A 22,839-nucleotide genomic window follows, 5' to 3' on the forward strand; every position below is an offset into this window, starting at 1 on the left:
CCGGTGTCGTTTGGACCGGTGTCGTTTGGACCGGTGTCGTTTGGACCGGTGTCGTTTGGACCGGTGTCGTTTGGACCGGTGTCGTTTGGACCGGTGTCGTTTGGACCGGTGTCGTTTGGACCGGTGTCGTTTGGATTGGCGCCGTCGCTCCCGCGACCTTTGCTGAAGCTTGGCCAGCGTCAGTCGCGGGTTTGACCGCACCCGGCGTGTGCGGCGCAACAGCGGAATGCGCGCTTGAAGCCAAGGCCGCTGTTGCAGCGGGCTCGGCCACGGCAGTCGCCACCCGCCCCTGGGCCGCATGCCCTCCTGCGGTGGGCGTCGGTGTCGGGCTGACATCGAGACCCGGCAGGCCAAGACCGGCAAGCGGCGAGGCTTGGTTATCGTCGGCCATGGCTCGGGTGGCCGTAAGTGACGGTCCCGGTTCGGCGTCCGCATCCACGGGCTGCGGCGCTAGTAATCCGGCAAAGGCGAAGTCCGCCTCCGGCGACTGGCGGGAACCGCCAGGCAGCCGAGGACCGCCCGGCGCCTCTTGGATGAGCGTGTCCAGGCGCACTAGTTGCTGTTCGCGATCCATTGCGTGACAGCTGCCTCATCCTGCGCGCGCTGCTCGCGCTGTCGCTGGGCCTGGGCCTGCTGGCTGCAGGCGTTTGCATGTAGATGCTCCATGCGGCGTTGCTCGGTCTGACGTTGCTGCAGCTTTTCGTACTCTCGCTGCAGTCCTTGCTGCTGCTGATCAACCACCTGGCCTTGAAACCGGCAGGCATCGGCCAGCTTGGCAACAAAGGCGCAGCGATTGGCCAAGGCGCCGGCGCTCAGCGTGGCTTCGCCCGGCCGCGCAGCGTATTCGGCCATATAGCGTTGCAGGTTCTGTTGCTGCTGGCGTGCCTGCTCCACGCGGGCGCTGGCACCCGCCACCGCCGCTTCAGCCCGTTCCTTGCGCAGCCCGTACACCTGAACCAGTTGCTCGGTTCGACGAGGATCACGCATTGGTCTGCTCCGTGTTCAAACCCAAAACCTGCACCAGCGCCTGCATCGACTCGGGCAGTGACGTCCCTTCATCCGGCGACTGTCGCAGGTATTCGAAAATGGCCGACCAGCGATCCACAGCGCGGTCGGTCACCGGGTCACTGCCCCGCTGATAGGCGCCGATGCGAATCAAATCGATCTGCCGCTGGTAGGCCGAGTACAGCTGGCGGAATTCGTTGCACAGCGTCTGGTAGTCGCCGGAGGTCACCTGGCGAGCCACACGGCTCACCGATGCCTCGATATCGATCGCCGGGTAACGGCCGGTTTCCGCGATACTGCGGGACAAGACGACATGGCCATCCAGAATGGCCCGGGCGGTGTCGGCAACCGGGTCATTCGGGTCATCACCTTCGGTTAGCACGGTATAGACGGCCGTGATCGAGCCGGACCCCTTGGCCCCATTACCGGCCCGCTCGACCAGCATCGGCAGCCGGGCGAACACCGACGGCGGATAGCCCCGGGTCGTGGGGGGTTCACCGACGGCCAGACCGATCTCGCGCTGGGCCTGGGCAAAACGGGTCAGCGAATCCATCAGCAACAAGACATGCTTGCCGCGCGAGCGGAAATGCTCGGCGATGGCGGTGGCCCGCCAGGCGGCATGCACACGCATCAGTGGAGAGCGGTCTGCCGGCGTGGCGATCACCACGGCACGCTGCATGCCCTCCGGGCCCAGGGTCTCCTGGACAAACTCACGGACCTCACGCCCACGCTCGCCGATCATGGCAACGACCACGACCTCGGCATTGGTGTGCCGGGTCATCATGCCCAGCAACGAGCTCTTGCCGACACCGGAGCCGGCGAACAGGCCGATGCGCTGGCCACGGCCCACGGTGAGCAAACCATTGATCGCGCGCACACCGACATCCAAAGGTTCGGTAATCGGTTCGCGCTCCAGTGGATTGATCAACCCGCCCATGAGGGAGACACGACGGTCTGTCCGCGGCGATGGCAGGCCGTCCAGGGGCTGGCCGGAGCCATCGAACACACGTCCGAGCAGCCCATCGCCCACGGCGACCTCACCCGAGCGTCGATCCGGCAGCACGCGCGCATTTGCCTTCATACCGGTCATATCGCCGGTGGGCATTAGAAAGCTGCGATTCCCGTCGAACCCGACCACTTCAGCCTCGATGAAGCTGCCGCCTTCCACCTCCACCCGACAGTGTCCGCCGATCGGCATCTGACAGCCCGAGGCCTCCAGCGTCAGGCCGATGGAGCGCTTGAGCACGCCCTCGACAACAATCCCGCTTTCGGTCTTGGGGACCGCGCTGTAGCGGCCAAGGCGTTGGGCGACACGCTCGTTGCGTTCGGTGGCCCAGGGCAGGTTATGGACAGCCATGATGCGGCGGGCTACCGGAATGCCGGCGCCACAAGGCGCTGAACGCGGGATTCAAGGCGTGCATCGGCACGTGCATCGGGGGTATCCACCCGGCAGTCGCCTGGCTCGAGGCCGTCATCGGGCATGATCTTCCAATGCGGCCCTTCGATCGGCTGGTCCATGTGTTCACGCACGAACACGGCATCGTCGGGGTTGAGATAAACCGTCACGGTGGTTTGCGGCCCGGCCACCGACTCCACGGCCTCGTGAATCATGTTGCCGATAATCTCCGGCTGGGTTTGCAGCTCGGAGCGAATGACCCGGCTGGCCACGGCCGAAGCGATTTGCAGCAAGGTCTGCTCAACCTCGGAATCCAGATCGGCCAGAGGCTGGACCAGCGTATGAAAAATATCTTTGAGCCGGCCGACGCGCTCCTTGGCATCCGCGCTGCCCTGGGCGAACCCGGCGTCGTAACCTCGCTGGTAGCCATCCTGGTAGGCGGCTTCCTCGATCTTGTCGAGTTCTTCGATGGTGGGCGGAGCGTCTTCGTTGCCCGCCGGCTGGGTCGCATGGATCTGGTTCGGCACCACCGTGGGTGCCTGCCAACGGGCAGCCTGCACGCCTTCGGGGAGTTCGACGGGCTCAGATAAAGTCATCGCCACCACCGCCACCCAGCATGATCTCGCCCTCGTCGGCCAGGCGACGGGTGACTTCAAGTATCTCCTTCTGCGCGGCCTCGACATCGGACACGCGCGCCGGTCCCCGATTCTCCATATCGTCGCGCAGCATCTCGGCCGCGCGACTGGACATATTGTTCAGAATCTTGTCCTTGAGACCGCTGTCGGCACCCTTCAGCGCCAGCACCAGCGTTTCGCTGTTGACGTCGCGCAACAGCCGCTGAATACCCATATCGTCGATTTCGAGCAAATTGTCGAAGGTGAACATCAACTCGGCGATCTCCTCGCTGAGCTGGGCATCGAACTCGGTGACCTTCTCCATCAGCGCCTGCTCCACCGACGAATCCATCAGGTTCAGGATGTTCGCGGCTGACTTGCGGCCGCCGATGCTCGACGACCGGGAGCTGTTGTTGTTGGAGAACTGCTTTTCCATGATCTCGTCCAGCTCGCGCAAGGCGCTGGGCTGGATGCCGTCCAGGGTCGCGATGCGCATCAGCACATCGGGCCGGGTGCGCTCGGGCAGCAGCGCCAGCAGCTCTGCCGCCTGGTCGGCGTCGAGATAAGACAGCACGATGGCGATGATCTGGGGATGCTCGTTGCGGACGATCTCGGCAACCGCCTTGGTGTCCATCCACTTGAGCGCCTCGAGCCCCTTGCTGCTCTGGCCCACCAGAATCCGGTCAATGACGCCGCCAGCCCGTTCTTCGCCCAACGCGCCGATGAGCACACGCCGCACGTAATCGTCAGCGCCCACGCCCAGGGCGGTCTGCTCTTCGAGGGCGCCGACGAAATTCGTCATCACAAAGGCCGCCTGCTCGCGGGACACATTCTCCAGGCGGGCCATGGCCGAGCCCAGCCGCTGGACTTCCTTGGCGCCCAGGTGCTTGAGAATCTCGGCGGCCTCGGCCTCGCCCAGCGACATCAGCAGGATGGCCGCCTGATCAACGCGGGGCAGATCCAATTCGATGGTGGCCTCAGCCACTGCCAGTTCATTCGCCATCATTCACCCACTGGCGAACCACCTGCGCCACTCGCTTCGGATCATCGGACACGACCTGCCGAACCGCAGCAATCTTGTCCTCGTAAGGGGCCTTTAAATCGATGGAAAACGGCTGATTCTGGTCGGTCAACGCGGCCTGGCCAGGCTGACCGCCACCGGCGACCTGCTGCGGTGCGGCCCCAGGGTCGGACAGGTACACCTGCTCTTCGCCCGGCGCGCCCATGGCGACACCTTGTCCGGCGGCACCCGCCATGGCCAGCTGCTGGCCGCCCATCATCTGTGCCGGTGAAGCCAGCAGACTCTTGAGCATGGGCCGGACCAGCGCCATCAGAATGATGATCACCAGGAGCACCCCGCCACTCTGGCGCAGCAAATCCTTGACCATGGGCTGCTGCCAGATGGGCAGCGGCTCGATCTCTTCCAGCTCGCCGATATCATTGAGGAACGGCGCGTTCATCACCGACACGCTATCGCCACGCCCTTCGCTAAAGCCGATCGCCTCACGAACCAAGGCCTCCAGTCGGGCCAGTTGGTCGGCGGGCAGTGGCTCCATCGTCACGTTGCCTTCGGCATCGCGAACCGGGATGTGGTCCACCAGCACGGCGGCCGACACACGCTGCAGCCGCCCGACCGACTCGCGGGAATACCGCGTGGTCTTGTCGAGTTCGTAGTTGCGAACGGCCTGGCGCCGGACAGCGCCGGCCGTGGCCAGCTGGCCTTCGGTGGGCACCGGCGTGGTGCCAGGCAGACCCTGGGGCTTGTTAGTGGTGGCGCCGGGCACACCGGCGGACGACGCACCGGCTGAAGTGTCTTCGGAGGTCTGTTCGGAGCGGATGGCCGCCTCCGGCGCATAGCGCTCGACGGTTTCTTCCTGCACGGCGTAGTTCATGTCGGCCGTGACCTGCACGCTCAGGCGCTCGGCGCCGACCATCGGGGCCAGCAGCTCGCGAATGCGGTCGGTAAAGGCCTGCTCCACGCGGCGGGTATGCTCGAAGTTCTTATTGGTCGTGGCCAGTGCACTGTCATCGTCGGCCGACGACAGCAGGCGCCCGGACTGGTCCACGACGGAGACATTGCCCGGCTCCAGCGAGGGCACCCCGGCGGACACCAGATGCTGGACGGCGGCGATTTGCGTGCGTTCCAGCGTGCGCCCGGGGAATAGCTTGACGACCACGGACGCCGTGGGCTGGCGGGTCTTGCGCACGAACGGCGATGGCTTGGGCACGGCCAGATGGACCCGCGCCTTCTCCACCGGCTGCAGGCTGCTGATCGTGCGGCTGAGTTCGGTTTCCAGGGAATGCTGGTAGCGCGCCGACTCCATAAATTGCGAGACACCCAGGCCAGGGTTCTCCTGCATGGACTCGAAGCCGACACCCGCGCCCTGCGGCAGGCCCTGTGCGGCCAGTGTCAGGCGGGCAGCCTGTACATCGCTGCCCTTGACCAGCACCGCGCCACGGGCGACATCAAGCTTGTGCTCGACCGCCTGGGTCGACAGCACATCGGCCACGGCGGCCATGTCACGCTCATTGAGCCCGGTATAGACAGGCACCATTGCGGGTGACTGCGACCAGAAGAAAACCGTCACGCCCACGGCCACTGCACCGGCAATGCCGACCAGCAGCATGAGCTGCCGCAGGCCGGGGACCTGCTTGAGACGGTCTGACAGTGTTTCAGCCATGGGGACGTCCGTAGTTGCGAAGACCGATCATCAGATCGGCATGTTCATGACGTCCTGGTAGGCGCTGACGAGGCGATTGCGCACCTCGTTCAATGCCGTAAAGGACACCTGGGCCCGCCCGGAGGCGAGCATGACCTGCGCCAGATCGGTTTGCGGGTCGCCCATCTGGAATCGGGTTTTGAGATCGTTGGAGGCCTGCTGCGCCTCATTCACCGAATCGAGCACGGCCTTGGCCGCATCCGCGAACGAAGGTTCCTGAGCCCGACCGACCGTGCTCAGCGCTTCGCTGGCGGCCGGGCGGTCTGCCGCCACAGACGGAGACTGCGTGCGCAGGCTGCGAATCTGGGACAGGACACTCTGGATTTCGACGTTCGACATTTACCGACGCTCTACTCGTACACCAACAAGACCATGGAGCAAGTTCTGTACCTCGCCGGCCGGGCCTGGACCGCGTCGGTTTTCAGACACCGCCCGGACCGGCCCCACCGCTAACGACCCAGGTCGTACTTACGGAGTTTCTCGACCAGGGTGGTCCGGCGCAGATGCAGTAGCTGCGCGGCATGGGCCACCACACCATTGGACGCATCCAAGGCCTGGCGGATCAGCGCCATCTCGACGCTGGCCATGTGGTCGCGCAGATCGATGCCGGCATCGGGCAGGCTGGGCTGTGTGGCGGCCACGCCGGCTGACGATCCATTGACGCCCAGCAGTTCCGCCGGCGTGACCTCGTCGCCTGCAGATTCGGGTTGATAGCGCGCCGGCAGATCGTCGACACCAACCGTCTGGCCGGGGTGCAGCACCGACAACCGCTCGACCAGATTCGCCAGCTCGCGGACGTTGCCGGGCCAGGCGTATTGCTGGAGGGCAGACACCGCCCGGGCATCCAAGGCCACATCGCCGCGGCCATCGGCCTGCAATGAGGCGATCAGGTCATCGACCAGCCGCGGCAGGTCGTCGATGCGATCGGTTAGGCGGGGCATCTCGACCGGAAACACATTCAGGCGATAGAACAGGTCTTCGCGGAAGTCACCGGAGACGATGCGTGACTCCAGATCCCGATGGGTGGCGGCGATGATGCGGACATCGCATTGCTTGGTCTCGTTACCGCCGACACGCTCGAAGCTGCGTTCCTGAAGCACCCGGAGAATCTTGACCTGCATCGGCAGGCTCATGTCCCCGATCTCGTCCAGGAACAAGGTGCCGCCTTCGGCCAGTTCGAAGCGACCGCGCCGCTGGGCCACGGCGCCGGTAAAGGCCCCCTTTTCGTGACCAAACAACTCGGACTCGAGCAAATCGGCCGGAATGGCCCCGCAGTTCACGGCGACGAACGGCTTGTTGGCGCGACGCGACAAGGCATGGATACGGCGGGCCGCCACTTCCTTGCCGGTGCCGGATTCGCCGGTGATGAGCACGGTCGTATCAAAGGGTGCGACCTGATCGATCATGCTACGCACCCGGGCGATGGCCGGCGAATCACCGGAGGGACCCAGACGCGACAGGCTGCGTTCGGCATCGGTGTCCATGCGCTGCACGCTGACCCGCTGCATCAGCTCGGACAGCTGCTGGTGGCGGATGGGCATTTGCAGCACGGCGTGCTCGTCCGGGTGCAGCCCGTGATGGGCATCGACCTGCTCGGGCAGCAGCAGCACAAAGGGGAACTGAGGATCGCGCTTCAACCACTTGTAGAAAGCGTCACCCTGCTCGCCCAGACCGCCAATCACAATGGCGGCGTATTCGCGTGGGCGGGTTTTCTGCGCACAAAGCGCCTCGACATCGGTCCAGCACTCCGGGGTGAAATCGACGAACTCCAGCACGGCAGCGACGGATCGGCCTTGCTCAGGGTTGGTGTCGATAACGAGTACGCGGGATTCGCTCATGATGCACCTCGAAGGGCTTGCAGTTGTGCTACGACTTGGTCGACGCCTTCCATGAACTCGGCCTTGCCTATGAAGTTGTCAGCGCCGGAGGCTGCCGCATGCTCGCGGTGCCCGGCGTCGTCAAAATTGCTGACGATGACGATATGCGGAGGCTCGTCCTGAGCCTTGATCAAGCGGGAGGCCTGCAGGCCACCCATCCGGGGCATGGAGATATCCACCAGCAGCAGGTCCGGCTTATGGCGTTCGCAAAGCTCTACGGCTTCTTCACCCGATTCGCCGAAGGCAATCACCTCGATGGCGGGGTGATCTTCGAGTAGCGCGCCGGCCAGGGTGCGAAAGGCGCGGTGGTCGTCGACCACGATGGTTCTGAGCTTGTCCATGCTGTCTCCTGCTGCCGGAGCGTGTCCGTTCATGACTGGCATGGACGATACCTGCGCAGCTGCACCGGCGCGAAGCACCAGGCTCATGCCAGGGCCTCGGCCAGCGTCATCCCGCGCTTGGCCCGCAGCTTGGCCGAGGCGATGCCCAGTGCCTCGCGGTATTTGGCGACGGTGCGACGGGCCACCGTCACGCCACGGCGCGCCAGGATCGCGGTGATGTCGGCATCGCAGAAGGGCTCATCGCGAGGCTCATCGGCCACGATGTCGCGGATCATCGCCTTGACGGCAATCCCCGAGGCGCTGGTCCGGGTGCCGGTGCCCACTTCGCTGGAGAAGAATCGCTTGAGCTCGAACACGCCCAGCGGGGTCTGGATGTACTTGCTGTTGCTCACGCGGCAGATGGTGGACTCGTGCATGCCGATGTCGTCGGCAATCTGCTTGAGCGTCATCGGCCGCAGGCCGGCCTCGCCGCGAGTCAGAAACTCGGGCTGGCGCTCAAAGATGGCCTGCACAGTGCGCAAAATGGTGTCGCGACGCATCTCGATGCTGCGCAGAAACCAGCGTGCCTCGACGAGCTGATCATTCAGTGCGGCGGCATCGCTGCGCGTGCACTGGCCCAGCATGCGCTCGTAGGTGCTGTTGACGCGCAGCTGCGGGTGAGCCGCCTGGTTCAGGCGCACGCGCCAGCCGTCAGCCGTGGCTTCGACGATGGCATCAGGCACGGCGGATTCGGAGGCCCCGGCATCCAGGCCCGGCTTGGGGTTGAGCCGGCGAATGCAATCGATGGCTCGGCGTAGCGTGGTCATGTCGACGTCCAGCGCCTGACACAGCTGATCCAGCTCGGCCTGCGCCAGGGCTTCCAGATGCTCGCTGATGATCTGAGCCGCCAGACCGGCCTCGGCGTGGCTGCTGTCCTCAAGCTGCGCCAACAGGCATTCGCGCAGGTCGATGGCGCCAACGCCCGCAGGCTCCAGCTGCATGAACTCGCCACGGACCTGTTCGACCCGCTCCAGACAAACGTCCAGACCGGCCGCGGACAGGCCACGCGCCAGATCGATGGGACGCTCTTCCAGGTAGCCGGTCTCGTCCAGGGCATCGAGAATGCCCAGGGCAATCTGCAGGTCGGTGGCATCGCTGAACACGACGGGAATCTGGTCCATGAGGCGGGCACGCAGGTCGCGGTCGGCCGAACTGGGCTGCCGATCTTCAGGAATCTCATCGCCGGCCGATGCACCCAGGACAGCGATGTCATCGAAACCTTCTTCTCCGGCCTCATCACTGCCGGACGCGTCGTCGGACTCCAGCATGAGATTCCGATCCAGCATGTCGGCGATTTCCTGCTCAATCTCCTGAGCAGAGAGTTGAAGAAAGCGAATCGACTGGATCAGCTGCGGCGTCATGGTCGCCGAGGTCGTGATCCGTGCGCCAAGATTTTGTCTCATGGGTCGTCCTCCCGAACCGGCCAGAGGTGGTGTCCTTCTGGCATGGCGTCAGTATTCCGACCCGCCCCCTGACCAACAATCGGGACGATCCCCACCCACTGTCAGGGAAACCCCTACCTACCCTGACGAAAGCGTGTCAGGGCGGCGCCTGCCGCGACAGATTACCGCCACGGAAGGCACTTAAGTGATTGTTTTTAATAAACAACAAAGAAACCCAATCGACCCTGACAACTGTGCTGGCATGGCCTGACAAAGCGCCGGAAAGCCGACAACCGGTCACCGTTTCAGGGACGAGGCGCCCTACTCTGCGTCGTAGCGTCCCCGGATGGCGAAACGAACCAGGGCATTCGCGGAGTTGATACCCAGCGACTGCATGATCCGCGCCCGGTGGGTTTCGACCGTCTTGATGCTAATGCCCAGCTTGGCAGCGATTTGCTTGGTCGACTGACCGCTGGCCAGTTCCTTGAGCACCTGACGCTGGCGGGGCGTGAACAGCGGCCTGCGGCCGGTGCCACCATCCGCCGTGTCGGAACTCCGACGCCGCGGCGCGTCGAACATGGCGCGAGACACCCTTGGACTGACGAAGGTGTCGCCGTTGACGACCGCTCGAATGGCAACCGGCAATTCCTCCGGCGCCGAATCCTTGACGAGGAATCCGGCCGCGCCGATGGCCATGGCCTCCCGCACATACTCCGACTCGGCGTGCATGGAGAGCACCAGCACCCGCGTCAGGGGACAGCGGTCATCGCAGATCTTGATGATGTCGATGCCATGCATATTGGGCATGGCGAGATCCAGCAACAGGATGTCCGGCTGCTGGCTTTCAACCAGCTGGACCACGGCTGCACCATCTCCGGTTTCGCCGATGACCTCGATACCGTCAATGGATTCGACCAGGGAACGAATGCCGGCACGCACCAGCGTGTGGTCATCGGCCAGCAACACGCGAACGGGCCGGTTGCCCGATCCCGGTGCTGCTGCCAAGAATTCATCCGCGTTGTGGTTCATCAACGATCTACGGCCCACGTCCCCAGTCCGGATGACAGTAACGCAGCGACTACCCATCAACAATCATCTAGGTATTAGCGACTACGTGCGATCTCTCTCCGGTGCCACCGAAACAGCAGGCGCGCCCATGCCGACTCGAAATCCGAATCGTTAAAGCTTAACTGAAAGCGGCGGATTTCCGGGTCTTCGTTCACGTAGCGGCCAGACAGTCGCAGTGGGACCGGTGACAAGGGATTGAGCCAGATCAGCAGTTGATCATCGTCGCGCCGGGGCCCCGCCAGGTCCGCTGCAGACCACTGAATGTCAGCCGGCGACAGCTGAAGCGGCACCCGCGTGGGTTGTCTGCTGTCGGCCGCACCCAGCAAGGACACCAGCTGGAGCAAGGTATCCAACTTGCGTTCAACCCGGGCCAGATCGGAATCCGGCTCGTGCTCTGATTCGTGAGACGCCGGCCGCGCCGGCTCCAGCGCATCAATAAGCTGCAACAGCCCGACCGGGTCCAGGACCGGGTGATCCGGCTCATCCTGTCGGGTGGATGCCCAGGCCGCAGCGCAGTGCCGATGGACCTGCACCCCGCTCATTCGGATACCGCCCGGCGCAGCGTAATCCCGCTACTCATGCGCCCGATAGGCGCGATCGGCCGTCCGCTGCCGCGTGACCGTCTGCTGGGATTCCGCCAACTGATCGCGGGCGTGGCGCGCCCGGCTCTCCAGCGCAAAGTGGCCATCCAGGACCTGACGCAACGCGGCCGTGGACACACCATGTGTCGACAAGCCGCGGACCAGCTGATCATAGGCCTGCCAAGCCACATGGCAGGCCTCGGGATCGCCCGAATCGATGGCATCCAGACAAGACTGCTGCGCCAGCAGCACATCATCGACCGTGGTGCTCATCCCACAGCGGCTTGGCGGCTGCCCGGCGAGATCGCCGCCCAGGCGCTGCGAATCTCTTCCATCAGCGAAGCCGCTTCATCCAGCGCCGCCACATCGGCGTGCATGTTGGCATCCAGCAGGCGCCGGATCACGTAGTCGTACAGTGCATCCAGCCGTTCCGATAGCTCTCCGCCAGCCTGATGATCCAGACTGGCACGCAGGGCTTCGATAATGGCGATGGTCCGGCTGATGCGCTCGCCCTTGCCGGCCAGGTCACCGCGTTGCAGACACCCGCGTGCCAGCGCCATCCGCTCGGTGGCGCCATCCAGCAGCAATTGGATGAGTTGATGCGGATCCGCACCATTCACACCGGTCGCCACCTGGGTCTGCTGGTAGCGATTCGCCTTATTACCTGTGAAATAGGACATGCTGGTCTCCGGCGCCTACCCCTGCTCTGTCCGGGTAAAGCCCGGCAGTGCACTGAGTTGTTGTGAGAGGTACGAACCCGTGGTCTGCAGGCTCGCAACAATTTGATCCATGGCCGCGAACTGCGCAGACAGGCGCGCCTCGTAACGCTCCATACGCAGATCCAGACGTTCACGCTGTTCTTCGATGCGTTCGAGGCGGCCCTGCACGCCTTCTTCGCGTGATTCGACGATGCCGTCATCGCCGACCAGGCCATCGAGATAGGAACTGACCAGGTCGCCAATGCCATCTTCACCGGCGACCAGCGCCATGACGCCGTCCCGGTTGGTGGCCAGCTGGGCATCCAGCTCGGCACTGTCGAACTGCATGGTGCCGTCGACCTCCAGCGTGATACCGATCTGGCTCAACGAGCCAATATCGCCGGCAAAACTCTGAATCATGTTGGTGCGCAAGCGTTGGGATGCGCCCAAGGCCAAGGTATCGCCAACCAGCGCGCCTGAGGTTCCCCCAGGCACCGCCACTGACACCGATGACAAGGTCACCTGGGCGTTGTTGTAGGCCTTGACGTAAGCGTCGAGAGCATCGGCAATGTCGCTGTCATCGCGCTGGACCTGAATGCTGATGTCCGTGGTCGGCGCCTCGGCCAGCAGGGTAAACGTCAGGCCATCGATGGCATCGGTGACCTGATTGGTGGACGAGGAGCGCACAAAGCCGTCGATTGACAACTGCGCATCCAAGGCCTCATTGAGCTGTGTCAGGTTCTCGGTGCCGCCGGCGACATAGACCAGATCGTTCAAGCCTTCGCCGCCCGCATCGGGTGCAGCGGTCACCGTGATATTGTTGTCGGCACCGGTGTCGGTCGATTCGAGGATCAGCCGCGCGCCATCATCTGCGGTGACGATCGTGGCCTGGATGCCGGGATTGTCCTCGGCGTTGTTGATGGCATCGCGGATCTCGGCTAACGAGGCATCACCGGAACCAATCGAGACGGTGAAGCTGTCACTCCCGCGCGACAACGTTAGATCGCCGTAGCCAACGTCGGTGTCCGCGTCGGCATAGGCCATCGAATGCAGTTTGTGGGCGCTGGCCAGTTGCAGCACACGCGCGTCATAGCTACCGGCTACGGCGCCGGTGCTGGACGACACGAGCAGCGTCTCTTCATCGCCCGAGCTGGCGCTGACCGAGCTGAACAAATCGGCGTTCGTCAGATTGTCGGCGGCCGTCTTCAGCGCACCCAGAGATGATCGCAGTCGGCCCAGCGCCGACAGTTCGGCGTTGGCCGAGCTGCTGCGATTGCTGAGCAACGTCTCCTGCGGTGTGCGTTCTGCTGATACCAGCTGCGACACCAGGCTGGAGATATCGATGCCTGACCCGATTCCTAACGATGAAATTGACATGGTGGCTCCTGGATCCCGGCTGACTGAGGCAAGTGGCGTGCCCCGGCCTAGGCGACGATTTCCAGCGTATGCATGTCGCCGCGCTGAACGCGCTTGGCAGCTTCGACCACATCTTCGGCCGGCATTTGCTGGACGACATCGCCGGTCTGGTCATCCACAATCGAGACCACCAACAGGTCGGCCTCGTTGTCGACACGGAAACGCAGGCTGGTCTGCGCACCGACCAACGCGGCGTTGAGCTTGTCGACGGCCCGGTTGGCACTCTCACGGCTCACCGGCGTCCGGGTGTCCTGTGCGGTCGCCTCCGGCCGTTCCGGAACCTTGCTCGTCACCAGCCGCGCTGGTGTTTCGGGCCGATCCCGGAGCGCGTCAGTGACCGGACTGATCTGGATCGGTTCACTCATCACATCCACTCCTTCGGGACTGCAACCTGTCGCGGGCGTTCGCAGTCGGTTGCGATCAATGCAAAACGGGGTCAGGCACCGTCGGCGACCTGACCCCGCTGATCGACATCAGACTGTTTCGGTTTACTGAAGCAGGCTGAGCACGCTCTGAGGTGCAGAGTTCGCCTGGGACAGCATGGCCGTGCCGGCCTGCTGCAGGATCTGGCCACGGGTCAGCGCGGCGGTTTCCTTGGCGAAGTCAGCATCCTGGATGCGGCTACGCGAGGCGCTGAGGTTTTCGGACTGCACCTGGACCGAAGCCACCACCGACTCGAAGCGGCTCTGGATGGCACCCAGCGATGCGCGGGCGGTGTTGATCGTATCCAGCGAGCTGTCGACCAGCTGGATGCCCAGCTGCGCACCGGCGTAGCTGCTGATATCCAGGGTGTCGATACCCGTGGAGGTCGAGGTCGTCGCCACCGTGGCGTTGGCCCAGCCGGCTTCCGTGGCGTCGTTCGCGGTACCTGCGATCACGATGTCCTGGCTTCCGGTCAAGGTCAGCTGGCCGGTGGCCGAGTCGTAGGACGCACCCACGTTGGTCTGCGCGGAGACTTCGTTGATGGCATCGACCAGCTGGCCGGCGCGTTCGGCGGCACTGGACGCACCGGCGATGGCGCCAATATCGACACCGTTCACCGTGACACCGCCGGCGGCGATGGCCGTGGCGAAGCCGGTCAGGCCGGATGCGGCCACCGAGGCACTGGCCTGGGAGACGGAACCCAGCGCGGCCGTATTGGAATCGACGATGGACGACACGGTGATCGTCTCACCCGCGTTGGCGCCGACCTGGAACGCCGCACCCGAGAAGGAGCCGTCCAGCACATTCACGCCGTTGAAGGTCGTGGTGTCAGCCACGCGGTTGATCTCCGACAGCAGCTGCGAGACTTCCGTCTGCAGGGCCGCACGGTCCGTATTGTTGTTCGAAGCGTTCGAGGACTGGACAGCCAGCTCACGAATACGCTGCAGGTTGTTGGTCACTTCTTCCAGCGCGCCTTCAGCGGTCTGCGCCAGGGAGATGCCGTCGTTAGCGTTACGGGCCGCCTGATCCAGGCCGCGGATCTGAGCGGTGAAACGCTCGGAGATGGCGAGGCCGGCGGCGTCGTCTTTGGCGCTGTTGATGCGAAGGCCGGTCGACAGGCGTTGCATGGACGTGGCGAGCATGTCCTGCGAGGTCGACAGATTGCGCTGAGCATTCAGCGACATGATGTTGGTGTTAATGACTTGCATGGCTCTGAACTCCTGGTCCGTTTAGGGTGTGGCACCGGCGGTGCCTGTTGCTCAGCGGACCGTTCCAACATGGACGTCTCGCCGATACAGGAGGGTTATCGGAGCGACTTACAGAAACTTTAGGGTCGATCTGTCAATTTCTGTTAACCGCTGGGTTGGTGGGCTGCAGTTCCCGTTTTGGTGTGGCCCGCAATCCTCAACCGCCCTCTTGCTCCAGGTGTATCGTCCAGTGGCGAAAAAACTTTTGGGCAGATTGCGCCGCACCGGGGCAATCACATTCGATTGCGACCGAACGAATTGTTAATTTTGGAGCGCTGCCAATGAAGCAGCGAGAAGACCCAAACTAGGAGGAGACACCGGTTCGGACGGTGCGAGGCAACCGCCAGCAAAATCACCGACCCGGCACAACATGCGCTATAGGCGACGGACAATCTGGCTACTGGGAGCCGTCATCACGGTCAGCGTGGTGCTGCAAGCCATGATTCTTGTTCATGCGAACAGCGCGGCGGATCGCTGGATCGGGGGCGCGGTCAGCTTGGTCGCACTCGTATTAATTACGGGCCTGCTCTACCGACTGCGGGCCTCCAGCGAATCTGGTGCGCGCTACCGACGCATTCTGGAAGCCGCGCCGGACGTCATCCTGCTCGTCGATACCCGGGACCGAATCGTCGGCGCCAATGAACGCCTGCGAACCGTACTGGGCCATGACCCGGTGGCCGTTGAAGGCGTCCCACTGGTCGAGATTCTGCCCGACACCGAGAACATCCATGCGATGCGCCCGGGTCCGGGTCAGCCCCCATCCAGCCCCTTCGAGACCGAGGCGCGGACGGCGGACGGTGCACGCTGGGCGGTTGAAATTGCCATCAGCCATGATCCCGAACCTGCCTCGACATCCCGTTGGATTATCAGCCTGCGTGATGCCCGCCAGCGCCAGGAAGCCGAACAGGCGCGACAGGCCATAGAAGCGCGGCTGCATCAAATCATCGAGAGCGTGCCGGGCACCGTGTACCGCTGCCAGATGGACGCGCAGTGGACCATGTCGTTCATCTCACCCCGGGTGCAGGCGCTGACCGGATATACCGCTGACGAGTTCATCAACAATCGGACCGTCAGTTTTGGCGAGTTGATTCTGGAAGAGGATGCCGCGGGACTGGAAGAGCACATCCGTGCCGCGGCACAGGCCAATCGCCCCTGGTTGCTGGAGTACCGCATCCGGCATCGCGACGGCGAGCCGCGATGGGTGATGGAACATGGCTTCGCCGAGTGCGATAGCACCGGTCAGATTGTCTGGCTGGATGGCGTACTCATGGACATCACCGAGCAGAAGCGCACCGCAGCCGAGGCCGATGAGCACCAGCGCCGACTGGTAGAAATCACCGAAAGCCTGCCCGGTGCGGTCTGGCGCGTGGAGGTGGACAAGTCGAGTGGTGACCTGCGTTTCACCCAGTTTGCCGGTCGCCTGAATATTCCCTTCGGCGACATGAACGCCGAGCAAATCATCGCGGAACCAGATCGCTTTCTGGCGTTGATCCACCCCGATGATCGTGAGCGCTACCTGGCCGACATCCGGCAGGCCATGACACGCCAGGAATACTCCTCGGAGTTTCGGACGCGACGTGATGACAATCACTGGGGCTGGGTGCGGGCCACAGGGTCGGTGTATGACCACGAGGATCTCCCCTATCTGACCGCAGTCGGTCACACCATTGATGTCGACGACGAGCATCGACTCAAGCACGAACTGGAAGCCGCCCACCAGACCACCCGCCAGCTCGCGGAGCGTCTGGGCCGGCTGACCGACAACATCCCGGGGACGGTCTGGGAAGTCAGGGCCGATAAGGGCGGGCCGCTGCGCATGGTCTACAAGAGTGCGACCAGCTTGTTGGGACTGAGCGAACAGGAAAACTATGCCGATATCCTGGCCGTTCGTGACCGCATCCACCCCGATGACCGGCCGGGGTTCGATGCGCATTTTGCGGCCCTGCAGATGGCCGATGACTTGGATGCACTGACCCGACAATTCGAGTTCAGGGCCACGACCAACGCGGGCCAGCAGCGCTGGATCAAGATTTCCACGCGGGGTTATGTCGACACCGACGGCCAGCGTGTCATTTATGGCATCGCCACCGACGTGCACACCGAAAAGCGGATGGAGGAACGCCTGCATCAGGCCCGCCAGGAAGCCGAGCGCGCCAACGCCGCCAAGAGCGAGTTTTTGGCCAATATGAGCCACGAGATCCGCACGCCGATGAATGCCATCGTCGGCATGACGCACCTGCTGCGCTCCACTGCCCTCACCCCGCAGCAGATGCGGCAGCTGCGTCAGATCGAAATGTCGTCGCATTCGCTGCTGCGACTGCTGGAGGACATTCTTGACCTGTCGCGTATCGAGTCAGGACGCCTGAAAGTCGAGGCCATTGCCTTCGAACTGCACACGGTCATCGACGAGCTGGGTCAGTTGATGAGCGAGCATGGCCGCAACCGCCAGCTGGAGCTGTCGCTGCGCATTGCACCCGATTGCCCGCATCGTCTGATTGGCGACCCGCTGCGGCTGGGCCAGGTCCTGCACAACCTGGCGAACAATGCCATCAAGTTCACTCCGGACGGCGGCAGCGTGGAAGTCGCCGTGCACCCGGTCTGGCAGCAATCGGACCGCGTCCGTCTCCGCTTCTCGGTGACGGACACCGGCGTCGGGTTAGACGAGGAACAGCAGCAGCGGGTGTTCGAGGCATTTGAGCAAGCCGACGCATCGACCACGCGGCGCTACGGCGGCACAGGACTGGGACTGCCGATTTGCAAGCGGTTGGTCGAGTTAATGGGTGGGGAGATCGGCGTCAGCAGCGCGGTCGGCGCCGGCAGTCGGTTCTGGTTCGAGATCACCCTGGCCGAGGGGCCTGCCCGATCTGCACCGGCGAGCCGGATGAGTGCAGCGCAGCAGCGTGCGCTGGTGGTCGACGACCACCCGACTGCCTGCGAGGTGCTCACCGGCCTGCTGCAGCGTTTCAATATTCCCGCGGACTCCGCGAATACCTGCGAGTCGGCATTGCAGCGCTTGGAATCCAGCGTTAAGAACGGCCAGCCTTACGACTGGCTGTTGCTGGACTGGCGACTGCCCGATCGCTCCGGCACCGAATTGGCACAGTCCGTCCGCGCCGCCCCCGACCGATACGGTCAACCACGCATCGTCATGATTACCGGCTACGGGACGGAGCACAGTCTGCCCGGCGTCGCAGACCTGCAACTCGATGGGTTTATGGTCAAGCCGGTCAGCCCCGGGCAATTACGAGAAGCCCTGTGGGGGGAAGGCGAAGCGCCTGTTGAGGACGAAGAATACTCGGCCGCTTCACGCAGCCTGTCGGGCCTGCACGTGCTCATCGTCGAGGACAATGCCATTAACCAGGAAATCGCCGCCACGCTGGTGCGGCGCGCGGGTGCCACGCCGCTGCTGGCCGGTGATGGTCGTCAGGCCTTGAAGATTCTCGATGCCGGTGCAGAGATTGACGTGATTCTGATGGACTGCCAGATGCCGGTTCTGGACGGCTATGAAACCACTCGGGCCATTCGCCTGCGCGAATCGGAGACCAACATACCCATCATCGCCATGACGGCCAATGCCATGCAGGGTGACCGCGAACGCTGTCTGGAGGCCGGAATGAATGATTACCTGGCCAAGCCGCTGGAACCGGGCCGGCTGATCAGCACCATCGCCCGCCACGTCGGCCGTCCTGCCCTGCCCCATGGCGCCGAAAGCGATGCAGCTGGCCCGCTGCCGGCACTTCGGGGCTTCGCGTTAGACGACGCGCTGCGGCGCCTCGATGGCAGCCGCAGCCTGTTGCTCAGCCTGTTACAGCGGTTTCTCACCGATCACTGCGGTGCGGGTCAGGATATTCGCCGGGCTTTGGACGGCGGGGACCGCGACGCCGCGCGGCTGCATGCACACTCGCTTAAAGGCGCGGCGAGTAGCCTGGGGGCTTATGATCTTGCAGAGCAAGCGCAGGCGCTGGAGGCGGCGATCCAGGCGGGCGAACCGCACGACGCACTGCTCGAGCAGGTCGAGAGGAGTCTGGAAGCCATCCAGGCCGACCTGGAGCAGCAAGCGCCGCCGACCGAACAGGCTGCGGGCCCGGCAACTGCGGTCCAGATCCGCCGACAATGGCTGCGGCTGGCCAGGCTGCTGGATGAACATGACACCCGCGCCGTTGATCTTGCTCGCACATTGAACACGCAGTTGCCGGCCGAATTGGCGACACAAGCCGCCACGGCATTCCGGCACATTGAGGCCTACGATTTTCCCGCCGCACGCGAAGCCATGACGGCCATCGTGCTGGATGACTGGTTGGAGCAGGAGGGCACGACAGCATGAACCGCATCGAGCGTCCAAGCACGGCCGCAGACCAGCCGACGGTCCTCATCGTCGACGACACCCCGGGCAACATCGACTTGCTCCGTTCCGTCCTGGCGGGCAGCTACCGGATCAAGGCCGCCACTTCCGGGCGCCGTGCGCTGGAGATCATCACGCAGGATCCGCCCGATCTGGTGCTGTTGGATGTCGTCATGCCCGACATGGACGGCTACAGCGTCTGCCGACGCATCAAATCCGATATGGCCACGGCCAAGATCCCGGTGATCTTCGTCACCTCTAAGGACGAGGCCCGGGATGAGGAACTGGGATTTTCGATCGGCGGCGCAGACTATGTGACCAAGCCGTTCGAGCCGTCCGTCGTGCGAGCACGCGTGGCCACGCACCTGGCGCTCTACGATCAGACGCGGCTGTTGCAAGACCTGGTTGATGAACGCACGGTCCAGCTACGCCACGAAATGGAGCAGCGCGAGCAGGCCATTGCGCGTATCCGCTATCTGCACGAGTACGACAGCCTGACCGGTCTGGCGAATCGCAACCTGCTGATGCAACGCATCAACCTGGCGCTGGAGTCACACGCGGGCCAGGTTGCGGTGGTGATCATCGATGTAGACCGGTTTTCCTCTATTAACGATGCGCTGGGCACGCAGCTGGGTGACCTGTTGCTCCAGAAGATCGCCAGCGGCTTGAAGGAGGCAGCGGCCGGTCATGCACTCATCGGCCGCATCGGTGGGGACAGCTTTGCCGCGCTGCTGACGCTGGACAGTCGCGTGGTGGACCGCCTGCACCTGATCACCGAGCAGCTAGACCGCTTACTCGAGGCCGTGGCCCAGCCCTATTCGCTGGAAAACGAACGCGTCGAGGTCCGGGTCAGCGCCGGCGTGGCGGTGCATCCCAAGGACGGTGAGACCGCCGAGCTGCTGCTCAAGAGTGCGGATGCCGCCATGCATGCCGCCAAGGAGTCGACGCTCACCCCCTACCTCTTCTACAACGCCGACATGAACTCGGCATCGCGGGAACTGCTCACCCTGGAGGGCGAGCTACGCGATGCGATACGCGATCAGCACATCGTCCCGTGGTTCCAACCCAAGTTCGACATGAAGTCCCGACAGCTGGTCGGCGCCGAAGCACTGGCCCGCTGGATTCGACCGGACGGACGCCACATCAGCCCGGGCACATTCTTTCCCCTGGCCGAGAAAACCGGCTTGTACAAGGCGCTGAACCACCGTTTGGTTCATGCCGTGTGTCTCCAGGCCCGCACGTGGCGCAATCAGGGGCACCGGCCCTTAAAGCTCGCGGTGAATGTCTCAGCGGCAGACTTCCAGTACCCGGGCTTCGTGGCCGACATGCTGGGCATCGTGCAAGACACGGGTGTCGACCCCCGAACCATTGAAATCGAGATCACCGAGCATGCCGTGATTGCCGACCCGGAAACCGCGGCCGAAAAAATCCGCGCCCTGGCCGCGCATGGGTTTACCACCGCGCTGGACGACTTTGGGGTTGGCTACTCCTCGTTGTCGTACATCCGCCAACTACCCATCCACACCCTCAAGATCGACCAGTCGTTTATGGGCGGCGTGGGTGAAGACGAACGTGCGAACGCGGTGGCGGCCACCATCCTCACGCTGTCCAACCGGCTGGGGCTGATCAGCGTGGGCGAAGGCGTGGAACACGAGCACCAGCTGCGGTTTCTGACCGACAATGGATGTGACCTTGTGCAGGGATTCCTGTTCAGCGGGGCCATGACGGCGGAAGACTTCGCCACCAAGCTGCTGTCGCAGCCACCATCGACACCGACAGATTAATTTGTTCAGCGGCGCGCATTTGCCCGCCAGATGCCTTATAGTGCCGCCACTGCCTACATCATCAGGCTGTTCCGGTTAAACCGATACCGCGTTCCTGCGGTGCTTCGCGCTTCACCCGTTACCTCCCTGGATTGTCACGCAGTCGGCGCGCACGACAGTGCTCGCTGCAATTTTTTTGTTGTATTTGAGTTGTATTAGGATTTTGTAATGAGTGAAAAGCAGACTGGCACCGTGAAGTGGTTCAACGACTCTAAGGGGTTCGGCTTCATCGCCCCTGCAGACGGTGGCGAAGACCTCTTCGCGCACTTCAAGGAAATTCAGGGTTCGGGTTTCAAGACCCTGGCCGAAGGTCAGAAGGTCGAGTTCATCCCGGCCCGCGGCGCCAAGGGCATGCAAGCAACGCAGATCATGCCGTTGTAAGTATTGCTTAGGGGCACCTGCCCCGACGCCTAAAAACCGGGATCTGCCGCTGGCAGGTTCCGGTTTTTTTATGCTCGTAGCCTTGCCCCTGACCGGGCAACGGGTGCGGCTTCACCCACGCCCCCCGTCCGCTGTACTGTGTCGGCACGCGTTAATCCTGGAGCTCAACATGGAACTGTCCGAATGGGTGTTCGAAGACGAGCCGCACCAGGATGAGGTCATGAACACCTTTGTGCTCAACGCGCGGTACCTGGAACGGCCTATTCGCTTCTGCTTTTTCATCACCGGACTGGCTGGCTTTTACCGTGTGCGCGCTGATCCGGATGTCGTCCTGCGGCGGATGACCGGCGATCTTGACCGGCTGCAACGCATCGCCATACTCGCCTTCGACGCGGTTTACGGACAGCGCGGGTCGAAAAGCTATTTCATCACCCAGGTCATGATGGAACGCCTGCTCGGCCAGCATTCGGAGCCGTGCTCTCCAGATGCTGCCGCCCCAGATGCACACACCGGCGACGCATCCAGACCACCGAACGCGGCTTTTAGACGCTAGGCCGGCATGGTTGCGCAACGCTTACCCTGGAATTTCGAAGCTTGAGACGGCTGCTAGCCTCACTCCTGGTCGCGGCGATTCTCTTGGCGGCACCCGTGATCGCGCTGCTTGTGTGGCCTTTGCCCAGCATGCCCGTCTATGGCGAGGCGGGCGACTACATGGTCCAAGACATTGCGGTCATTGATGTCGTGGCCGGCACCGTCAGCGCCAATCAAGACATCGTTTTAAAGCGTGGCAAGATCATTGACATACGGCCTGCCGGCAGTTCAGACGATCAAAGCGGCCTCACCGCCGTGGATGGTCGCGGCAAGTTCTTGATGCCGGCGTTGTGGGACATGCACACCCACTCCACCCAGTATGCGTCCCAATACGAACACCCCTTGATGATCGCCAACGGGGTCACTGGCGCGCGAGAGATGTGGGGTTGCCTGTCCGAACCCGACCCCTTCTTTGCATGCGCGGCTGACCGCAGGCGGTGGAACGCTGCGCTGCTCAGCCAGACAGGCATGTCGCCGCGCTACATCGGACACAGCAGCTATCACATCAACGACGGGACGGAAGTACCGGACCGTTTTCCGGCTTTTTTCAAAGCCCGCGATGCAGCTGAAATTTCGGAACTGTTCGACTTCTACGAACAGGCAGGTGTGGATTTTGCCAAGACGTATTCCGAATTGTCGCCCCGCCAATACGCGCTGCTGGTCGGCCACGCGCCGCCATTGCTCATGCGCCTCGGCCGCCGTCTCCTGCGCGAAGGCGGTGCGGATCATCGTCGCCACGGCCGGTTTCTGCTTCTTCGGCACCAGCGCCAGAGCGTTGCGCATGAAGTGCACGCGGCAGCGCTGCCAGGTGGAGCCGAGCACTTTGCTCGCTGCGGCCTTCAGACCCTCGTGGGCATCGGAGATGATCAGCTTCACGCCGCGCAGGCCACGGTGA

At 63.5% G+C, this 22,839-nt stretch carries 21 protein-coding genes and 1 pseudogene; 5 read left to right on the forward strand and 17 right to left on the reverse strand.

Features of this window, described 5'->3' with window-relative positions; translation table 11 throughout:
- Positions 1-10 precede the first annotated feature (10 nt).
- The gene (locus DEH80_RS17850; protein WP_369122178.1) at positions 11-166 is read left to right on the forward strand and encodes a pentapeptide repeat-containing protein; all 156 of its coding nucleotides are present in this window, start codon (positions 11-13) and stop codon (positions 164-166) included.
- A 386-nt stretch (positions 167-552) separates the two neighbouring features.
- Here DEH80_RS17850 and DEH80_RS16845 read toward each other — a convergent pair whose 3' ends face one another.
- From DEH80_RS16845 to DEH80_RS17725, 16 genes are all read right to left on the reverse strand, one after another.
- A complete protein-coding gene (locus DEH80_RS16845; protein WP_109721692.1) occupies positions 553-987 on the reverse strand; it encodes a flagellar FliJ family protein in 435 nt (144 codons plus the stop codon).
- Positions 980-2,362, reverse strand: coding sequence for a FliI/YscN family ATPase (locus DEH80_RS16850; protein ID WP_109721693.1), 1,383 nt, complete (start codon positions 2,360-2,362; stop codon positions 980-982). The genes DEH80_RS16845 and DEH80_RS16850 overlap by 8 nt, the downstream gene beginning before the upstream one ends.
- Before the next feature lie 11 nt (positions 2,363-2,373).
- The gene (locus DEH80_RS16855) at positions 2,374-2,997 is read right to left on the reverse strand and encodes a FliH/SctL family protein (RefSeq protein WP_165831541.1); all 624 of its coding nucleotides are present in this window, start codon (positions 2,995-2,997) and stop codon (positions 2,374-2,376) included.
- Positions 2,984-4,021, reverse strand: a complete 1,038-nt coding sequence (gene fliG / locus DEH80_RS16860) for a flagellar motor switch protein FliG (RefSeq protein ID WP_165831542.1) — start codon at positions 4,019-4,021, stop codon at positions 2,984-2,986. The genes DEH80_RS16855 and fliG overlap by 14 nt, the downstream gene beginning before the upstream one ends.
- Positions 4,008-5,696 carry a flagellar basal-body MS-ring/collar protein FliF gene (fliF, locus tag DEH80_RS16865; RefSeq protein WP_109721695.1) on the reverse strand — a complete coding sequence of 563 codons (1,689 nt, stop codon included), beginning with the start codon at positions 5,694-5,696 and terminating at the stop codon, positions 4,008-4,010. Before fliF ends, fliG begins: the two co-directional genes overlap by 14 nt.
- A 30-nt stretch (positions 5,697-5,726) precedes the next feature.
- On the reverse strand, positions 5,727-6,074 hold the full coding sequence (fliE, locus tag DEH80_RS16870; RefSeq protein WP_109721696.1) for a flagellar hook-basal body complex protein FliE: 348 nt from the start codon (positions 6,072-6,074) through the stop codon (positions 5,727-5,729).
- Between the two features lie 110 nt (positions 6,075-6,184).
- Complete coding sequence (locus DEH80_RS16875; protein ID WP_109721697.1) at positions 6,185-7,573, reverse strand: sigma-54 dependent transcriptional regulator; 1,389 nt, start codon at positions 7,571-7,573, stop codon at positions 6,185-6,187.
- The gene (locus DEH80_RS16880) at positions 7,570-7,953 is read right to left on the reverse strand and encodes a response regulator (protein ID WP_109721698.1); all 384 of its coding nucleotides are present in this window, start codon (positions 7,951-7,953) and stop codon (positions 7,570-7,572) included. Before DEH80_RS16880 ends, DEH80_RS16875 begins: the two co-directional genes overlap by 4 nt.
- Positions 7,954-8,036: 83 nt before the next feature.
- Entirely contained in the window at positions 8,037-9,395 is a 1,359-nt protein-coding gene (rpoN, locus tag DEH80_RS16885) for an RNA polymerase factor sigma-54 (RefSeq protein WP_109721699.1), read from the reverse strand.
- Between the two features lie 300 nt (positions 9,396-9,695).
- Entirely contained in the window at positions 9,696-10,403 is a 708-nt protein-coding gene (locus DEH80_RS16890; RefSeq protein WP_165831543.1) for a response regulator, read from the reverse strand.
- A 74-nt stretch (positions 10,404-10,477) separates the two neighbouring features.
- Entirely contained in the window at positions 10,478-10,984 is a 507-nt protein-coding gene (locus DEH80_RS16895; protein ID WP_109721701.1) for a PilZ domain-containing protein, read from the reverse strand.
- Between the two features lie 30 nt (positions 10,985-11,014).
- A complete protein-coding gene (locus tag DEH80_RS16900) occupies positions 11,015-11,296 on the reverse strand; it encodes a hypothetical protein (protein WP_109721702.1) in 282 nt (93 codons plus the stop codon).
- Positions 11,293-11,703 (reverse strand): flagellar export chaperone FliS, encoded by a 411-nt coding sequence (fliS, locus tag DEH80_RS16905; protein ID WP_109721703.1) that lies wholly within the window; start codon positions 11,701-11,703, stop codon positions 11,293-11,295. The genes DEH80_RS16900 and fliS overlap by 4 nt, the downstream gene beginning before the upstream one ends.
- Positions 11,704-11,718: 15 nt before the next feature.
- On the reverse strand, positions 11,719-13,098 hold the full coding sequence (gene fliD / locus DEH80_RS16910; protein WP_109721704.1) for a flagellar filament capping protein FliD: 1,380 nt from the start codon (positions 13,096-13,098) through the stop codon (positions 11,719-11,721).
- 47 nt (positions 13,099-13,145) lie between these two features.
- Positions 13,146-13,502, reverse strand: a complete 357-nt coding sequence (locus DEH80_RS16915) for a flagellar protein FlaG (protein WP_109721705.1) — start codon at positions 13,500-13,502, stop codon at positions 13,146-13,148.
- Positions 13,503-13,625: 123 nt separating this feature from the next.
- Complete coding sequence (locus tag DEH80_RS17725) at positions 13,626-14,768, reverse strand: flagellin (RefSeq protein WP_109721706.1); 1,143 nt, start codon at positions 14,766-14,768, stop codon at positions 13,626-13,628.
- Between the two features lie 409 nt (positions 14,769-15,177).
- Between DEH80_RS17725 and DEH80_RS16925 the strand changes: the two genes are divergently transcribed.
- The 4 genes from DEH80_RS16925 (at position 15,178) to DEH80_RS16940 (ending at position 21,906) form a co-directional block, all read left to right on the forward strand.
- The gene (locus DEH80_RS16925; protein WP_109721707.1) at positions 15,178-19,131 is read left to right on the forward strand and encodes a response regulator; all 3,954 of its coding nucleotides are present in this window, start codon (positions 15,178-15,180) and stop codon (positions 19,129-19,131) included.
- Positions 19,128-20,933: a putative bifunctional diguanylate cyclase/phosphodiesterase gene (locus tag DEH80_RS16930; RefSeq protein WP_109721708.1), complete on the forward strand. Its 1,806-nt coding sequence runs from the start codon at positions 19,128-19,130 to the stop codon at positions 20,931-20,933. The genes DEH80_RS16925 and DEH80_RS16930 overlap by 4 nt, the downstream gene beginning before the upstream one ends.
- Positions 20,934-21,140: 207 nt before the next feature.
- A complete protein-coding gene (locus DEH80_RS16935) occupies positions 21,141-21,353 on the forward strand; it encodes a cold-shock protein (protein WP_109721709.1) in 213 nt (70 codons plus the stop codon).
- 169 nt (positions 21,354-21,522) lie between these two features.
- Positions 21,523-21,906: a hypothetical protein gene (locus DEH80_RS16940; RefSeq protein ID WP_109721710.1), complete on the forward strand. Its 384-nt coding sequence runs from the start codon at positions 21,523-21,525 to the stop codon at positions 21,904-21,906.
- A 689-nt stretch (positions 21,907-22,595) separates the two neighbouring features.
- Here DEH80_RS16940 and DEH80_RS16945 read toward each other — a convergent pair.
- Positions 22,596-22,839, reverse strand: a pseudogene (locus DEH80_RS16945) (transposase); the annotation flags it as partial.

Origin of the sequence: Abyssibacter profundi (genome assembly GCF_003151135.1) — a bacterium.
Lineage (GTDB): Bacteria > Pseudomonadota > Gammaproteobacteria > Nevskiales > OUC007 > Abyssibacter > Abyssibacter profundi.

Excerpts from the sequence above, each read along its gene's own strand:
- DEH80_RS16895 (WP_109721701.1), bottom strand. The coding sequence starts at position 10,984 with ATGAGCGGGGTGCAGGTCCATCGGCACTGCGCTGCGGCCTGGGCATCC.
- DEH80_RS16900 (WP_109721702.1), bottom strand. The coding sequence starts at position 11,296 with ATGAGCACCACGGTCGATGATGTGCTGCTGGCGCAGCAGTCTTGTCTG.
- rpoN (WP_109721699.1), bottom strand. The coding sequence starts at position 9,395 with ATGAGACAAAATCTTGGCGCACGGATCACGACCTCGGCGACCATGACG.
- DEH80_RS16845 (WP_109721692.1), bottom strand. The coding sequence starts at position 987 with ATGCGTGATCCTCGTCGAACCGAGCAACTGGTTCAGGTGTACGGGCTG.
- fliE (WP_109721696.1), bottom strand. The coding sequence starts at position 6,074 with ATGTCGAACGTCGAAATCCAGAGTGTCCTGTCCCAGATTCGCAGCCTG.
- DEH80_RS16850 (WP_109721693.1), bottom strand. The coding sequence starts at position 2,362 with ATGGCTGTCCATAACCTGCCCTGGGCCACCGAACGCAACGAGCGTGTC.
- DEH80_RS16935 (WP_109721709.1), top strand. The coding sequence starts at position 21,141 with ATGAGTGAAAAGCAGACTGGCACCGTGAAGTGGTTCAACGACTCTAAG.
- DEH80_RS16880 (WP_109721698.1), bottom strand. The coding sequence starts at position 7,953 with ATGGACAAGCTCAGAACCATCGTGGTCGACGACCACCGCGCCTTTCGC.
- DEH80_RS16940 (WP_109721710.1), top strand. The coding sequence starts at position 21,523 with ATGGAACTGTCCGAATGGGTGTTCGAAGACGAGCCGCACCAGGATGAG.
- DEH80_RS16925 (WP_109721707.1), top strand. The coding sequence starts at position 15,178 with ATGCGCTATAGGCGACGGACAATCTGGCTACTGGGAGCCGTCATCACG.
- DEH80_RS16930 (WP_109721708.1), top strand. The coding sequence starts at position 19,128 with ATGAACCGCATCGAGCGTCCAAGCACGGCCGCAGACCAGCCGACGGTC.
- fliS (WP_109721703.1), bottom strand. The coding sequence starts at position 11,703 with ATGTCCTATTTCACAGGTAATAAGGCGAATCGCTACCAGCAGACCCAG.
- DEH80_RS16855 (WP_165831541.1), bottom strand. The coding sequence starts at position 2,997 with ATGACTTTATCTGAGCCCGTCGAACTCCCCGAAGGCGTGCAGGCTGCC.
- DEH80_RS16875 (WP_109721697.1), bottom strand. The coding sequence starts at position 7,573 with ATGAGCGAATCCCGCGTACTCGTTATCGACACCAACCCTGAGCAAGGC.
- DEH80_RS16915 (WP_109721705.1), bottom strand. The coding sequence starts at position 13,502 with ATGAGTGAACCGATCCAGATCAGTCCGGTCACTGACGCGCTCCGGGAT.
- fliD (WP_109721704.1), bottom strand. The coding sequence starts at position 13,098 with ATGTCAATTTCATCGTTAGGAATCGGGTCAGGCATCGATATCTCCAGC.
- DEH80_RS16890 (WP_165831543.1), bottom strand. The coding sequence starts at position 10,403 with ATGAACCACAACGCGGATGAATTCTTGGCAGCAGCACCGGGATCGGGC.
- fliG (WP_165831542.1), bottom strand. The coding sequence starts at position 4,021 with ATGATGGCGAATGAACTGGCAGTGGCTGAGGCCACCATCGAATTGGAT.
- DEH80_RS17725 (WP_109721706.1), bottom strand. The coding sequence starts at position 14,768 with ATGCAAGTCATTAACACCAACATCATGTCGCTGAATGCTCAGCGCAAT.
- fliF (WP_109721695.1), bottom strand. The coding sequence starts at position 5,696 with ATGGCTGAAACACTGTCAGACCGTCTCAAGCAGGTCCCCGGCCTGCGG.